The 14,482-nt window shown below is 54.0% G+C and carries 11 protein-coding genes and 5 tRNA genes; 1 reads left to right on the top strand and 15 read right to left on the bottom strand.

What is annotated here, in order from left to right; translation table 11 throughout:
• The 6 genes from secE to LRS40_RS05900 form a co-directional block, all read right to left on the bottom strand.
• Nucleotides 1-384: a preprotein translocase subunit SecE gene (secE, locus tag LRS40_RS05875; protein WP_003862342.1), complete on the bottom strand. Its 384-nt coding sequence runs from the start codon at nt 382-384 to the stop codon at nt 1-3.
• Between the two features lie 230 nt (nt 385-614).
• Complete coding sequence (gene tuf, locus LRS40_RS05880; RefSeq protein WP_142487332.1) at nt 615-1,799, bottom strand: elongation factor Tu; 1,185 nt, start codon at nt 1,797-1,799, stop codon at nt 615-617.
• Nucleotides 1,800-1,917: 118 nt separating this feature from the next.
• Nucleotides 1,918-1,993: transfer RNA gene (locus tag LRS40_RS05885), tRNA-Thr, on the bottom strand.
• Between the two features lie 6 nt (nt 1,994-1,999).
• Nucleotides 2,000-2,074: transfer RNA gene (locus tag LRS40_RS05890), tRNA-Gly, on the bottom strand.
• A gap of 118 nt (nt 2,075-2,192) precedes the next feature.
• Nucleotides 2,193-2,277, bottom strand: a tRNA-Tyr gene (locus tag LRS40_RS05895).
• Nucleotides 2,278-2,285: 8 nt separating this feature from the next.
• Nucleotides 2,286-2,361: transfer RNA gene (locus LRS40_RS05900), tRNA-Thr, on the bottom strand.
• A gap of 338 nt (nt 2,362-2,699) precedes the next feature.
• Between LRS40_RS05900 and coaA the strand changes: the two genes are divergently transcribed.
• Complete coding sequence (gene coaA, locus LRS40_RS05905; protein WP_142487802.1) at nt 2,700-3,650, top strand: type I pantothenate kinase; 951 nt, start codon at nt 2,700-2,702, stop codon at nt 3,648-3,650.
• Between the two features lie 51 nt (nt 3,651-3,701).
• Here the strand turns inward: coaA and dppF are convergent, their stop codons facing one another.
• From dppF to LRS40_RS05950, 9 genes are all read right to left on the bottom strand, one after another.
• Nucleotides 3,702-4,715, bottom strand: coding sequence for a dipeptide ABC transporter ATP-binding subunit DppF (dppF, locus tag LRS40_RS05910; protein WP_142487801.1), 1,014 nt, complete (start codon nt 4,713-4,715; stop codon nt 3,702-3,704).
• Nucleotides 4,712-5,695, bottom strand: a complete 984-nt coding sequence (gene dppD, locus LRS40_RS05915) for a dipeptide ABC transporter ATP-binding protein (RefSeq protein WP_142487800.1) — start codon at nt 5,693-5,695, stop codon at nt 4,712-4,714. The genes dppF and dppD overlap by 4 nt, the downstream gene beginning before the upstream one ends.
• Before the next feature lie 10 nt (nt 5,696-5,705).
• Nucleotides 5,706-6,608 carry a dipeptide ABC transporter permease DppC gene (gene dppC / locus LRS40_RS05920; RefSeq protein WP_142487799.1) on the bottom strand — a complete coding sequence of 301 codons (903 nt, stop codon included), beginning with the start codon at nt 6,606-6,608 and terminating at the stop codon, nt 5,706-5,708.
• Between the two features lie 9 nt (nt 6,609-6,617).
• The gene (dppB, locus tag LRS40_RS05925; protein WP_231313310.1) at nt 6,618-7,637 is read right to left on the bottom strand and encodes a dipeptide ABC transporter permease DppB; all 1,020 of its coding nucleotides are present in this window, start codon (nt 7,635-7,637) and stop codon (nt 6,618-6,620) included.
• A gap of 177 nt (nt 7,638-7,814) precedes the next feature.
• Nucleotides 7,815-9,422, bottom strand: a complete 1,608-nt coding sequence (dppA, locus tag LRS40_RS05930) for a dipeptide ABC transporter periplasmic-binding protein DppA (protein ID WP_142487797.1) — start codon at nt 9,420-9,422, stop codon at nt 7,815-7,817.
• Nucleotides 9,423-10,067: 645 nt separating this feature from the next.
• Nucleotides 10,068-10,144: transfer RNA gene (locus LRS40_RS05935), tRNA-Pro, on the bottom strand.
• Nucleotides 10,145-10,235: 91 nt separating this feature from the next.
• Nucleotides 10,236-11,927 (bottom strand): kdo(2)-lipid A phosphoethanolamine 7''-transferase, encoded by a 1,692-nt coding sequence (gene eptB / locus LRS40_RS05940; RefSeq protein WP_231313311.1) that lies wholly within the window; start codon nt 11,925-11,927, stop codon nt 10,236-10,238.
• Nucleotides 11,928-12,193: 266 nt separating this feature from the next.
• On the bottom strand, nt 12,194-13,396 hold the full coding sequence (locus tag LRS40_RS05945) for an MFS transporter (RefSeq protein WP_231313312.1): 1,203 nt from the start codon (nt 13,394-13,396) through the stop codon (nt 12,194-12,196).
• A 204-nt stretch (nt 13,397-13,600) separates the two neighbouring features.
• Nucleotides 13,601-14,305 carry an autotransporter domain-containing protein gene (locus tag LRS40_RS05950; protein ID WP_142487794.1) on the bottom strand — a complete coding sequence of 235 codons (705 nt, stop codon included), beginning with the start codon at nt 14,303-14,305 and terminating at the stop codon, nt 13,601-13,603.
• Nucleotides 14,306-14,482 lie beyond the last annotated feature (177 nt).

Consider the following 14,482-nt stretch of genomic DNA (forward strand, 5'->3'; position numbering starts at 1 on the left):
TCAGAACCTCAGGCCAGTGATAAAGGATACCAGGCGAACCAGAATACCATCCAGTCCCCACAGGATCAGTGACATTACAGCGGTAACCGCAGCTACAATCAGCGTGGTGTGCAATGTTTCCTGGCGAGTCGGCCAAATGACCTTACGGACTTCGGTTCTCGCTTCGCGGGCAAAAGCGACGGTCGCTTTACCTTTGGTCGTCAACAGCGCGACACCACCCGCTGCAGCAATCAGAATTACCACTGCCAGCGCGCGTAGCGGCAGCATCATGTCGCGATAAAGGTAGTTGCCAACGATTGCCACGATCAGCAATACAGCTACTACTACCCATTTCATCGCTTCCAGGCCGCGCCCGCTCCCTTGAGCTTCGGTATTCGCACTCATAAACCAACCTGTCAGAAGTATTCTACAAACATTTTCACCCCGCGATAGCGAGGCGAACCAAACCGAAATGCTCTGTTGCGTTTCGGACTAAAACGCCCTCTTCAGAGCCTGTCTCAGCAATGATTATGACAAATAAAATCACTGATGAGCCAGGTTCTGGTTCGAAAGCGTGCAAAAAGGGCATCAAATGATGCCCTTTTCATGCGCATTGCGTCAAATGTTATCAGCAATTAGCCGAGAACTTTAGCAACAACGCCCGCGCCAACAGTACGGCCGCCTTCACGGATTGCGAAACGCAGACCGTCATCCATCGCGATTGGGTGGATCAGGGTAACAACCATCTTGATGTTGTCGCCTGGCATTACCATCTCAACGCCTTCTGGCAGTTCGATGGTACCGGTCACGTCAGTAGTACGGAAGTAGAACTGTGGACGGTAGCCTTTGAAGAACGGAGTATGACGGCCGCCTTCGTCTTTGGACAGGATGTACACTTCAGATTCGAACTTGGTGTGCGGCTTGATAGAGCCTGGCTTAGCCAGAACCTGACCACGTTCGATTTCTTCACGTTTGATACCACGCAGCAGAACACCAACGTTCTCACCAGCACGGCCTTCGTCCAGCAGTTTGCGGAACATTTCAACGCCGGTACAGGTAGACTTGGCAGTCTCTTTGATACCCACGATTTCAACTTCTTCGCCAACTTTAACGATACCGCGCTCTACACGACCGGTAACAACGGTACCACGACCGGAGATGGAGAATACGTCTTCGATAGGCAGCAGGAACGGCTTGTCAATCGCACGCTCTGGTTCCGGGATGTAGGAATCCAGGTAGCCAGCCAGTTCGATGATTTTCTCTTCCCACTCTGCTTCGCCTTCCAGCGCTTTCAGCGCGGAACCGCGAACGATTGGGGTATCGTCGCCCGGGAAGTCGTACTGGGACAGGAGTTCACGAACTTCCATCTCAACCAGTTCCAGCAGCTCTTCGTCATCAACCATGTCGCATTTGTTCAGGAACACGATGATGAAAGGAACGCCTACCTGACGACCCAGCAGGATGTGCTCACGGGTCTGAGGCATAGGGCCGTCAGTCGCAGCAACAACCAGGATCGCGCCGTCCATCTGCGCAGCACCGGTGATCATGTTTTTAACATAGTCGGCGTGGCCCGGGCAGTCTACGTGTGCGTAGTGGCGAGTCGGGGTGTCATATTCAACGTGGGAAGTGTTGATGGTGATACCACGAGCTTTTTCTTCTGGTGCGTTATCGATCTGGTCGAATGCACGAGCAGCACCGCCGTAGGTTTTTGCCAGAACGGTAGTGATTGCAGCGGTCAGCGTTGTTTTACCATGGTCAACGTGGCCGATAGTACCGACGTTAACGTGCGGTTTTGTACGTTCAAACTTTTCTTTAGACATCGATTGTCCCTCTAAGACACGGATAAATCGGTGATATCACCACATCAACCAGGCGAAATGCCTGAACTGTTGAATACATTTAAATTGAAACAGAGAGAAACGGGAGGGAGAAGTGAAGTGGTGCTGATACCCAGAGTCGAACTGGGGACCTCACCCTTACCAAGGGTGCGCTCTACCAACTGAGCCATATCAGCACGTATTGGAGCGGGCAGCGGGAATCGAACCCGCATCATCAGCTTGGAAGGCTGAGGTAATAGCCATTATACGATGCCCGCATCCTGAAACTCGGCTACCCAGTTCTTTCTGTAACAAAAAAAGAGATTTCTCTCTTTTTAAGTTCGAGCTGGTCAATTTTTTCCAACCAGCTCCGGCGGCTTTAACGCTGCCAGAAAGTGGTGGTGGGGGAAGGATTCGAACCTTCGAAGTCTGTGACGGCAGATTTACAGTCTGCTCCCTTTGGCCGCTCGGGAACCCCACCGGACTTGATGGTGCCGACTACCGGAATCGAACTGGTGACCTACTGATTACAAGTCAGTTGCTCTACCTACTGAGCTAAGTCGGCATCAAGTAGCGCGCATTTTAGGGAGCCCTGCAGGTTCATGCAACTAAAAATTTGCATAAATCGTTCTTTCGCTCACATTTTGTGCGAGAAGAGAGAATAACGCTGTATTTCCAGGCAAATGCGCGCAAATATTCATCATTTACGGTCCTCAAAAGGGGTGAAACCCGGTCTGTGACGTTTCACGCTTAACGCAACACTCGGCCACTTTTTTTCTTATTATTCGGCCCATCTGGTGTTAACCTCCTGCGCATTGTCCAAAATTAACTATATATGTGATGTGCTCTACCCCGCACGGCTAGCCTCTGGTGTGGGATAAGACGCCTCACTCAAGCGTGCTTATGAGCAAAAAAGAGCAAACGTTAATGACACCTTATCTCCAGTTTAGCCGCAGCCAGTGGGCTGCTCTGCGTGACTCCGTTCCCATGACCTTAACGGAAGGCGAAATCGCACGGTTAAAAGGGATAAACGAAGACCTGTCGCTTGAAGAAGTGGCTGAAATTTATTTACCTCTCTCGCGTTTGCTGAATTTCTATATCAGTTCCAACCTCCGCCGACAGGCCGTACTTGAGCAGTTCCTCGGTACGAACGGGCAGCGCATTCCTTATATTATCAGTATTGCCGGCAGCGTCGCCGTGGGGAAAAGCACCACCGCGCGTGTTCTGCAGGCGCTGCTGAGCCGCTGGCCGGAACACCGCAGCGTGGAGCTAATCACTACCGACGGCTTCCTGCACCCTAACGAGGTGTTAAAAGAACGCGGTCTGATGAAGAAGAAAGGCTTTCCGCTCTCTTATGATATGCACCGTCTGGTGAAATTCGTGTCGGATCTGAAATCCGGCGTGCCAAACGTGACGGCTCCGGTGTACTCGCATCTGATTTATGACCGCATCCCTGACGGGGACAAAACGGTGGTGCAGCCGGACATTCTGATTCTGGAAGGATTAAACGTTCTGCAGAGCGGGATGGACTATCCTCACGATCCGCATCATGTGTTTGTCTCTGACTTTGTCGATTTCTCTATCTACGTGGATGCGCCGGAAGATCTCCTGCAGAGCTGGTACATCAACCGCTTCCTTAAGTTCCGCGAAGGGGCGTTCACCGACCCTGACTCCTACTTCCATAACTACGCCCAGCTCTCGAAAGATGAGGCTGTTAATGTGGCCACCTCGCTGTGGAATGAGATCAACTACGTGAACCTGAAAGAGAACATTCTGCCGACGCGTGAGCGCGCCAGCCTGATCCTCACCAAGAGTGAGAAACACGCTGTCGACCAGATTCGTTTACGGAAATAGCTATTCACCGCCCCAATAAAAAAACCGGCTTATCGCCGGTTTTTTTATGACTTACGCCAGGGGCTTCTCGCCGTTTTCATCCTGATCGACGGCGAAGCAGGCCACCAGTTGACCGCCGTAGTCTTTTAACTGCGGTTGCAGCTGGGTGCACGGCCCAAAACGACGACGGCAGCGGGCGTTGAAAGCACAGCCCGGCGGCGGGTTGAGCGGGCTTGGCAGCTCGCCGGTCAGCTTAATACGCTCCCGACGTTCATCCGGGTTCAGGCGCGGTGTCGCAGAGAGCAGCGCCTGCGTATAAGGATGGCGCGGGTTATTAAAGATCTGATCTTTCGTCCCCTTCTCCACGCAGCGGCCCAGATACATCACCATCACTTCATCGGCAATGTGCTCCACCACCGACAGGTCATGGGAGATGAAGACATACGACAGGCCTAAATCCTGCTGCAGATCCATCATCAGGTTCAGCACCTGCGCACGGACGGAAACGTCGAGCGCGGAGACCGGTTCATCGGCGATCACCACATCCGGGTCGAGCATCAGACCACGGGCGATAGCAATACGCTGACGCTGACCGCCGGAGAACATGTGCGGATAGCGATCGTAGTGTTCGGTCTTGAGCCCCACTTTCGCCATCATCGCCAGCGCCTTCTCGCGACGCTGCTCTTTGCTCAACGTGGAGTTGATCTGCAGCGGCTCCTCCAGAATCTGCCCCACTTTCTTACGCGGGTTCAGGGAACCATACGGGTTCTGGAACACAATCTGGATTTTCTGGCGACGCAGTTTCTGCGCGTCAGGATCGTGCTTGAGCAGATCCTGCCCCTGATAGTACAGCTCGCCCCCGGTCGGGGTTTCAATCATGGTCAGCAGACGGCCCAGGGTGGATTTCCCGCAGCCGGACTCCCCCACCACCGCCAGCGTTTTGCCGCGCTCCAGAGTAAAGGAGACGCCATCCAGCGCTTTCACCAGGCGTTCCGGAGCAAACAGCCCCTTCTTGACCGGGTAGTGTTTTTTCAGATCGATAGCCTGCAACAGCGGCTGTTGCATGGTGGCCTCTTGCGAACTCATAGTGTGGGCCTCCCGGCGTCATCGAGTGGGTAGTGGCATTTAGACTGACGGCCATCGTTGAGGGTATAAAGATCCGGCTCATCGATGCGACATTTGTCCGTGGCATACGGGCAGCGCGGGTTCAGCAGACAGCCGGTCGGGCGGTCGTATTTACCCGGTACCACGCCCGGCAGTGACGCCAGACGCGCCTTGTCCTGGGCAAACTCCGGCAGCGCGCGCAGGAGCGCCTGAGTATAAGGATGGCGCGGTGCGCGGAAGATATCGTGCGAGCTGCCGGTTTCCACTACCTGCCCGGCATACATCACGATGATTTTATGCGCCGCTTCGGCCACTAACGCCAGGTCATGGGTGATCAGGATCAGCGCCATGTTCTCTTTCTGCTGCAGCTCCAGCAGCAGCTCGATGATCTGCGCCTGAATGGTCACATCCAGCGCGGTCGTCGGTTCATCGGCAATCAGCAGCTTCGGACGACAGGCAATGGCCATGGCGATCATAACGCGCTGGCTCATCCCACCGGACAGCTGGTGCGGATAGACATCCAGACGCGAGGCCGGGTCAGGAATACCTACCTGGGTCAGCAGGTCGATTGCCCGCTGACGACGGGTTTTCTTATTCCCACCCTGATGCACCTTAATTGCTTCCATAATCTGGAAACCGACGGTGTAGCATGGGTTGAGGCTGGTCATCGGATCCTGGAAGATCATCGCCACTTCGGCGCCAACCAGGTTGCGACGCTCTTTTTCAGAGATCCGCTTCAGATCCTGGCCGTTGAACTCCAGGCTTTCCGCCATTACGCGGCCAGGGTAATCAATCAGCCCCATGATCGCCAGAGAGCTTACCGATTTACCGGAACCTGACTCGCCCACGATGCCGACAACTTCACCCTGATTTACGCTGTAGCTAACCCGATCTACGGCGCGAAACTCGGAGCCCACGTCACCGAAGTGCACCGATAATTTATCTACATTTAATAACGCCATCTCGTGCCTCTTACTGCTTCAGTTTGGGATCAAGTGCATCACGCAGACCATCACCCATCAGGTTAAATGCCAGCACCGTCAGGAGGATCGCCAGACCCGGGAAGGTCACAACCCACCAGGCGCTTTGCGCGAACTGCAACACATCGGAGAGCATGGTGCCCCACTCCGGTGTTGGCGGCTGCGCACCCATGCCAAGGAAGCCAAGAGCGGCCATATCGAGAATGGCGTTAGAGAAACCGAGCGACGCCTGAACAATCAGCGGCGCAAGGCAGTTTGGAAGAATATTGACGAACATCTGGCGCATCGCGCCCGCACCCGCCACGCGAGAGGCGGTCACGTAGTCACGGTTCACTTCCACCAGCACCGCCGCACGCGTTAATCGCACGTAGTGAGGAAGCGCCACGAACGTCAGGGCCAGGGCGGCGTTGCCGATTGACGGCCCAAAGACCGCCACCAGCACCAGTGCCAGCAGCAGGCTTGGCAGCGCCAGCATGATGTCGACAACACGCATAATGATGTTATCCACCACACCGCCGAAGTAGCCAGCCACCAGACCGAGCACCACCCCCATAATCAGGGACAGTACCACTACCAGGCAGCCCACCAGCAGCGAAAGACGCGCGCCATACATCAGACGGGACAGCACATCACGGCCTACATCGTCAGTACCCAGCAGATGCGTCAGGGTACCGCCGTCCTGCCATGCAGGTGGTGCAAGCAGCGCATCACGGAACTGCTCCGCCGGGTTGTACGGCGCAAGAAAGTTCGCGAACACCGCGATCAAGATCATGATGACAACATACACCAGCCCCACTACCGCGCCTTTGTTGCGTTTGAAGTAGTGCCAGAACTCCTGCAGCGGCGTCATTGGCACCGGTGCAGCGACCACTTTATTTTCAGATACTTGTGACATGATGGCCCCTTACTTCTTATGACGAATACGCGGGTTCACCACGCCGTACAGCAAATCGACCAGCAGGTTGACGAGAATAATCATCGTCGCCACCAGCAGTACACCGCCCTGCACCACCGGATAATCACGGCGTTGCAGGGCGTCAATCAGCCAGCGCCCCAGGCCCGGCCAGGAGAAGATGGTTTCGGTCAGGATCGCCCCTGCCAGCAACGTCCCTACCTGCAGGCCGATAACCGTTACTACCGGCAGCATGGCGTTACGCAGGGCATGAACGATGATCACCCGCATGCGGGTCAGACCTTTGGCGCGGGCGGTACGGATATAATCCTCGCCCAGCACTTCCAGCATCGACGAACGGGTCATACGCACGATAACCGCCAACGGGATCGTACCGAGCACCATGGCAGGCAGGATCATATGCGCCAGCGCATCGATAAAGTTGCCCTCTTCACCCCAGATAGCCGTGTCGATCAGCATAAAGCCGGTCAGCGGGTTGGTGTCATCAAGGAAGACCATATCACTGACGCGCCCGGACACCGGGGTCAGGTTCCACTGCACCGACACCAGCATGATCAGCATCATGCCCCACCAGAAGATAGGCATGGAGTAACCGGTCAGCGCCAAGCCAACGGCGGTATGATCAAAGATAGAGCCACGTTTCACCGCAGCCAGCACGCCCACCGGAATACCCACGGAGACGGCAAAAATAATGGCGCAGACACCGAGTTCCAGCGTTGCTTTAAATCGTGGTACGAACTCTTCCCACACCGGCAGACGGCTTTTCAGCGAAATACCTAAATCACCATGCAACACGCCCCAGATATAGTGGAGATACTGCTGCCACATAGGCTTATCCAGCCCCAGTTCGGCTAACAGCTGCGCATGACGTTCAGGAGAAATACCACGCTCGCCCGCCATAATCATTACCGGGTCACCGGGGATCATATGGACGAAGGCAAAGGTGAGAAGGGTGATACCGATAAACGTGGGGATAACAAGTCCCAGACGTCGGAGGATGAACTGCAACATAACCCGGATTCTCTCTAATGACGTACGCCTGGAGGCGCGACGTCTGTATTGCTCACAAATCTTATTCCCTCCCCTTTCAGAGAGGGAATAAAGCACTGCTGCCGGGTTGCGCTACGCTTACCCGGCCTACATTCCGTAGGCCAGTGCAAGCGCAGCGCCGCCTGGCATTGCTTTTAATTATTCAACAGAAACGTTTTCGAAGTGGTGTTTGCCCAGTGGATCAACCACATAGCCTTTAACTTCTTTACGCACTGGCTCGTACACGGTTGAGTGAGCCACGATCAGCGCTGGTGCCTGTTCATGCATGACAACCTGAGCCTGTTTGTACAGTTCGATACGCTTGTTGTGATCTTCTGCAGCACGTGCCGGCTGAATCAGATCTTCGAACGGCTTGTAGCACCAGCGAGAGTAGTTAGAACCGTCTTTCGCCGCTGCACAACTGAACAGGGTTGCGAAGAAGTTATCCGGATCCCCATTGTCGCCAGTCCAGCCCATCATGACCGCCTGGTGCTCGCCTGCTTTAGCACGCTTCAGGTACTCGCCCCACTCGTAGGTCACGATCTTGGCCTGAACGCCGATTTTCGCCCAGTCAGCCTGAACCATCTCGGCCATACGGCGTGCGTTCGGGTTGTAAGGACGCTGTACTGGCATTGCCCACAGCTCAACGGTAAAGCCTTTATCCTGGCCCGCTTCTTTCAGCAGTGCTTTCGCTTTCTCAACGTCATAGGTGTAATCCTTAACGTCGTCGTTGTAGCCCCACATTGTTGGTGGGATCAGGTTCTTCGCGGCAACACCTGCGCCCTGATAAACGGCCTTGATGATCGCTTCTTTGTTGACCGCGTAGGTCAGCGCCTGACGCACTTTCACATCATCAAACGGTTTTTTCTCGGTGTTGAAAGAGAGGTAGCCGACGTTCAGACCCGCCTGCTCCAGCAGGTTGATGTTTTTGTCCTGCTTCATGCGCGCGATATCAGCCGGGTTCGGGTACGGCATTACCTGGCACTCGTTCTTCTGCAGCTTGGCGTAACGCACGGAGGCGTCAGGCGTGATGGAGAAGACCAGACGGTCGATCTGCGGCTTGGTGCCCCAGTAACCTTCGAACGCTTTGTACAGAATGCGGGAGTCTTTCTGATACTGCAGCAGCTGGAACGGACCGGTACCAACCGGGTTCAGGTCCACTTTCTCCGGCGTGCCGGCTTTCAGCATGTTGTCGGCATATTCTTTCGACAGAATAGAGGCGAAGTCCATGGCCAGGTCAGCCAGGAACGGTGCTTCAGGACGAGTCAGCACGAACTGAACGGTGTTGTCGTCCACTTTTTTGATTTCGCTGATCAGGTCTGGCAGGCCCATCCCTTCGAAGTACTCATAGCTGCCGCCAGAGACTTTGTGGTACGGGTTCTGGGCATTCTTCTGACGGTCGAAGGAGAACACCACGTCGTCTGCATTCAGATCGCGCGTTGGTTTGAACTCTTTGCTGTCCTGCCACTTCACGCCCTGACGCAGGTGGAAGGTATAGGTTTTACCGTCTTCGCTGACTTCCCACTTCTCAGCCAGACCTGGAATAACTTCCGTGGTGCCGGTTTTGAATTCAACCAGACGGTTATAGATAGGTACAGAGCTTGCGTCGTACGTCGTACCAGAGGTAAAGAGCTGTGGGTTAAAGCCTTCCGGCGAGCCTTCAGAACAGTAGACCAGGGTTTTTGCCTGTACGCCTGCTGCGACGGTCATAGCCACCAGGCTCAGACCAAGCTTCAGCATCCCTGACTTCTTCAAGGAAATACTCATTGTTATTCTGCTCCAATGTGATGTTTTTTGTTGTGTTACTCCGCCTGACCTTTAATTTATTTTTTACCCGGTCCGGTCGGTGTTGCCCTGAGGCGTTATAAGGGATGGAGATTCCTTTCAGAAGAGCGACTGAGTTGCAGCGCAGATCCTCCCTGAAGTGCCCCTCGTGCCCTACAATCTGTCAACAGAATGTGAAAACGTCAATACAGGTGACGGGGATTTACGCTAAGTGTGAGAATTGGCAAACAAAGATTAAAAAAACTACCGGAGCGTATTTTCAGCAGGGAAATTTATGCCACCCGCCATGACGCAGCACAACTCTCTACGCAATCTGCTACAACCAGTGATTAACATTTATTCAACCGGGGTAAATTTTCTTACAGAATGGCGATTATCTGCGCACTAAATACCATGAACGTTAAAACGCACAGGGGAAAATGCTGAGGTTATCCATAAGCAACGCGAAAAAAGATCAATCTAAAGATAAAAAAATACAATGGAATATGTCACATAATGGTTAACAGGCAGGGTGAACGAGAGGTAGGCCGTGTTTTGATAAGTCTGTAAAGATAAGGCTTTAATGCGATGGATTTCTGCGGACAATAAATGCAAAAAACCCCGCTCAAAGAGCGGGGTTTTCGAATGTGGTCGGCGAGAGAGGATTCGAACCTCCGACCCACTGGTCCCAAACCAGTTGCGCTACCAAGCTGCGCTACTCGCCGAATGCGGAGCGCATCTTACTGCTACGCTCTGTCTCCGTCAATCCCTTATTTTGCAAAAGCCTTTCGATCGGCTATAAAGTCGCCAGGCCTGTTACTTTGCGGCTTTCGCAGCGCCGTCCGGCACTTTACACCAGTTGTTATTCTCGTTAATCCCGCCGTCTGGCGAGGTATAACCGAGGCAACCGAGAATGGTGTCGTACAGCTCAACATGACGCCGTGCCACTTTCATATCCGCCTGCTCTTTAAGATGGGCGAACATTTTGGCTTTATCCGGGTTCTCCAGATACTTGTCGGACATCCACACCATCATCGGCACGCGGAACTGCTCCGGCGGTGCCATCTTGCGCGGCGTACCGTGCAGGTGCTCTTTCTCGTTAATCGACTCACCGTGGTCGGCGGCGTAGAAGACAATCGCCTTCTTATCGCGCACCTGGTCAATCACGCTATCGATAAAGTGATCCACATAGGTCACTGAGTTGTCGTAGGAGTTGATCAGCTGCGCTTTGCTGCAGTCTTTATCCACGCCCTTACACTCCGGCGTCCATTTGGCAAAGCTGCGCGGATAACGCTGGGTGTAGTTAAAGTGCGACCCTTTGGTATGTAGGATGATCATATGCTTACCATCCTGGTTGCTCTGCAGGGAGCGTTGCATCTCGTCGATCAGCAGCATGTCGTCCACGCTCTTACCGCGGTTACGCGGCTCGGCGCCAATCTGCTCACGGTAGGCGATGTTGTTGGCCATGGTGTTGCTGTAGAACCACATCTCGCTTTGCATCGCGTAGAGGTCGGAGCTAAAGCCCAGCTGACGCAGTACCGAGAAGACGTTCTGCTCTTTCAGCGTCCGCTGCGGGTTATCGCTCGCCCCGCCCTCGCGCACGAACATACAGCGCAACGAGAGCTTGGTGGCGGTATCACAGGAATACCCGCGGAAGGCGACAAGGTTTTTCTCCTGCGCCAGCTTCGGAGTGGTATCCCGCTCATAGCCCAGAATACCCATATGATCCCAGCGCGTGGTTTCGCCAATAATGAAAATCACGTAGGTATCGTCGATATCAGACGGCGCCTGATAGGTGAATTTCTTCGCCGGGTTCATCAGCGATTTATTATCGGAGGACTCATCCACCTGCGCCCAGGCATATAATCCCAGCGCGGAGATCCAGTTGGACGGCAGATAGGAGTTTGCCACCACGCCGCCGTAGCTCGGCATATCCACGCCGGAGGTACGCTCAACGTTCTTCTGCTGCAAATCCAACAGCCGGATGGGTCCCCAGACCATTAATCCCGCCAGTACCACGACCGCGGCGCTGCGGATGCGCTGCCCTGGGGTACGCAACTGGCGCAATAACGTATAGCGGCAGCGGTTGTTCCAGATAAGCAGCAGCGGCAGGATGCTGACGCAAACCAGCCAGAGAATAAAGTGTATACCGACCACTTCTTTCGAGAGGTCGATATCCGTGGTCATGACCGAGGCAATAATGCCGTAGCCAATCACCACGTTCATAAAGGTCATGTAATAGCTGGCACCCGCCGAGCACAACACTACCAGCGTGGCGAGTACGCGCCAGATACGCCGTCCAAACAGCGACAGCAGACGCAGCAAAAAGAAGGTGACCAGCACAGTGCCCACCAGTTCAACGACCGCAGCGACTCCTTTCCAGGCGGTAAAATCTTGCGCATAACCATCAAACCGACGGAAAAAAACCGCGCCATTCATAAACAGACCGATGTACAACGCGAGCAAAAAGCTGAGCTTTTGTTGCGTCATCGCTTTGATATATTTCATTAATGCAACCTGGAAAAAGGTAAAGTAGAGCCGCTCCACTCCTGGTCAAAAAGTGAACAGAGTATTTCATTGCTCAGGGGATCGTTATCGGAAACGTCTTTAAGCGCGGTAAGTAGACCACAGGGAAAAGAAAAAGTGGCAATAGAGAATGTGATCCCTGCAAATATTTACAAAAAAACAAGTCCGATGACATACCTGCGGCCTGTTCTTTGCCTCCCGAAGAAACAAAAAAGGCCGGAATATCCGGCCTTTAGAGGGAGTTTCAATCAGGCATGCGCTTCTTTAAATATTTCGCGCTGCGGCTGGCGAATAGTGGTGGAAAGCGCCAGGGAGAGGATTAGCAGGGCGAATATAACGCAGAAGGTGACATAAAAGCCGCCAAACAGCGAAGCAATAAGCGAACCGCAAATACTGCCGATACCAAAGCCTAAATAAATAACGCCGTAGTTTTTCGCCAGGTTATTCAGGCCGAAGAATTCACTTACCAGCGACGGGAATACGGTAATGGTGCCGCCGAAGTTAAACGCGACGCAGGCGATAGCGGCGAAGAAGGTCACTTCGTTGAGCGGGGCGAATAATAGCGCCGCCATGCCTACCAGCGACACCACCTGGCCGAGAGTAATTACGCGGATACGGGCAATCTTATCGGAGAGGATCCCCAGCACCAGGCGGCCAGAGAGGTTGGCGATAGAGATAATGGTGACCGCGTTGGCCGCCGTTGCGGCATCCAGTTTCACCATCCCCTGAGCGATATCTTTCGCCACGCCAATCACATACAGACCACTCATGCAGGCGGTCAGGAACATCACCGCCAGCATCCAGTACTGTGGTTTACGCATGGACTGGGCCAGGGTGAAGTCATTCTCAACCACGCCGTTAACGGATTTAACTTCCTGCTGTGGGGCATCTTTCATCAGCGTGGCCCCGAACAGGATCATCACCAGCACGATAGCGCCCCAGATCATGAAGGTCTTTTCCAGACCGACGGTGGCCAGCAGATGGCTGTCGATAAACTTAAAGCCCAGGCTGCCGAGACCATAAGAGCCAATGGCGAAGGCGGATATCAGCCCCTTACGCTCCGGAAACCATTTCACGCAGTTCGACAGGGTTAACAGGTAGCCAGCGCCATCCGCCAGCCCCACCAGCACCCCGGCGCTCAGCCACAGCATCATCAGGTTGCTGGAGTGGGCGGTCAGGAAGAAGCCGACCCCCAGCAAAATTCCGGAAGCCATAGTGACGCGCTTCACGCCGAAGCGTTCCTGTAATTTACCGGCAATGGAAGATGAGAGCGCCAGACCCAGGCTCAGCAAGCCAAAGGAGAAGGCGACCTGGCTGACCGGGGCATCGAGTTTATCGGAGAGGGCGCTGTTAAACAGACTCCAGGTGTAGACTGAACCCAGGGCAAACTGGGTCACGATGGTGCCGATAAGGGTCAGCCAGCGGGTGCGGTTGTAATTTGAGGTATTCATGGCAGTTGTCCTGCAGCAGAAAAAAGGGAAATTCACTGCTGACAACGATAACCAAAACCCTACATGAGCAGGGGTAAAACGGCATGAAATGCAGAGGTGCCGGAATGAAATGCCGAAAATCAGGAATGAATGACCTGGACTGCTGTCTGAACCCGCCCCGAAAAAGATGAACCCGGAGTCGCTCAGGTCATTCATCCACGGGTTTCAGAACCTCGCGCTGACGCCGAGGGTATAGAGATAATCTTCTCCGGTGGACATGTTTTCGGCCTGCGACATCGAAGCATAGGCCGCCATATACGGGTTGATCAGCATATCGGCCCCGACGGTGACATCCATCCAGTTGCCGTACTGCGTTGAGGGTGCCAGGCGCCCCAACCCGGACTGCATCTTCCACTGGTTATCGCCGAACTGCTGGTTATAGCTGATTTGCGCCCAGGGCCGCACATCTCCCAGTCGCGTATCGACGCGCCAGCCCAGCGTACTCACGCTGGCATGCCACAGCGGGTCGGTGAGCGACTGCGTGTTCACGCTGTCGCCAAACTCGTTGTACATATTGGGCGTGGAGCCATCGTAATGCCAGGCGGCAACCGGTCCGGTGGTGAAACGGCGGGCAACGGGAATACTCCAGCCCACGCTCATCGTGCTGGTCGCCTCTGCCGGTGACGAATCGGGCAAATTCAGCGCCAGACCGGGCATATTCTGTGAAGAGAGGATCCGCTCTTTGAGAATATCCTCGTAACGCGGTTGGTGATCGTCATCCCATGTATAACGCTCAGTGGTATTACTTTTTGTATCCGAAACGATATATTCCTGTTGCCAGGCATTTGCTGTGTTGCCTGTCAGCAGACAGGCCAAGAAACTCACCAGACCGGTTACGGCATGGCGGCCACTTATTTTTTTTATAATCATCAAAGCGACTCCAGAGAAGAGCCGAATTCGGCGATATTTGTGATTGTTTATAGTGAGGCTACGCGGCTACATGAAGAATGTTGCGTATCAGCCTGTATTAACTATTGTCTCTTTAGGTGACACGTCAAGCCGGGTCGATTGAAATTTTTGTAATTTCAGGAGCAACAAGGGAGAGAA

This window comes from Leclercia sp. G3L (genome assembly GCF_021117075.1).
Lineage (GTDB): Bacteria > Pseudomonadota > Gammaproteobacteria > Enterobacterales > Enterobacteriaceae > Enterobacter > Enterobacter adecarboxylatus_C.

What these genes read in the sequence shown, in the direction of transcription:
- eptB (WP_231313311.1), bottom strand. Translation starts at nt 11,927, where the DNA reads ATGAAATATATCAAAGCGATGACGCAACAAAAGCTCAGCTTTTTGCTC.
- dppF (WP_142487801.1), bottom strand. Translation starts at nt 4,715, where the DNA reads ATGAGTTCGCAAGAGGCCACCATGCAACAGCCGCTGTTGCAGGCTATC.
- dppC (WP_142487799.1), bottom strand. Translation starts at nt 6,608, where the DNA reads ATGTCACAAGTATCTGAAAATAAAGTGGTCGCTGCACCGGTGCCAATG.
- LRS40_RS05945 (WP_231313312.1), bottom strand. Translation starts at nt 13,396, where the DNA reads ATGAATACCTCAAATTACAACCGCACCCGCTGGCTGACCCTTATCGGC.
- dppB (WP_231313310.1), bottom strand. Translation starts at nt 7,637, where the DNA reads ATGTTGCAGTTCATCCTCCGACGTCTGGGACTTGTTATCCCCACGTTT.
- tuf (WP_142487332.1), bottom strand. Translation starts at nt 1,799, where the DNA reads ATGTCTAAAGAAAAGTTTGAACGTACAAAACCGCACGTTAACGTCGGT.
- dppA (WP_142487797.1), bottom strand. Translation starts at nt 9,422, where the DNA reads ATGAGTATTTCCTTGAAGAAGTCAGGGATGCTGAAGCTTGGTCTGAGC.
- dppD (WP_142487800.1), bottom strand. Translation starts at nt 5,695, where the DNA reads ATGGCGTTATTAAATGTAGATAAATTATCGGTGCACTTCGGTGACGTG.
- LRS40_RS05950 (WP_142487794.1), bottom strand. Translation starts at nt 14,305, where the DNA reads ATGATTATAAAAAAAATAAGTGGCCGCCATGCCGTAACCGGTCTGGTG.
- secE (WP_003862342.1), bottom strand. Translation starts at nt 384, where the DNA reads ATGAGTGCGAATACCGAAGCTCAAGGGAGCGGGCGCGGCCTGGAAGCG.
- coaA (WP_142487802.1), top strand. Translation starts at nt 2,700, where the DNA reads ATGAGCAAAAAAGAGCAAACGTTAATGACACCTTATCTCCAGTTTAGC.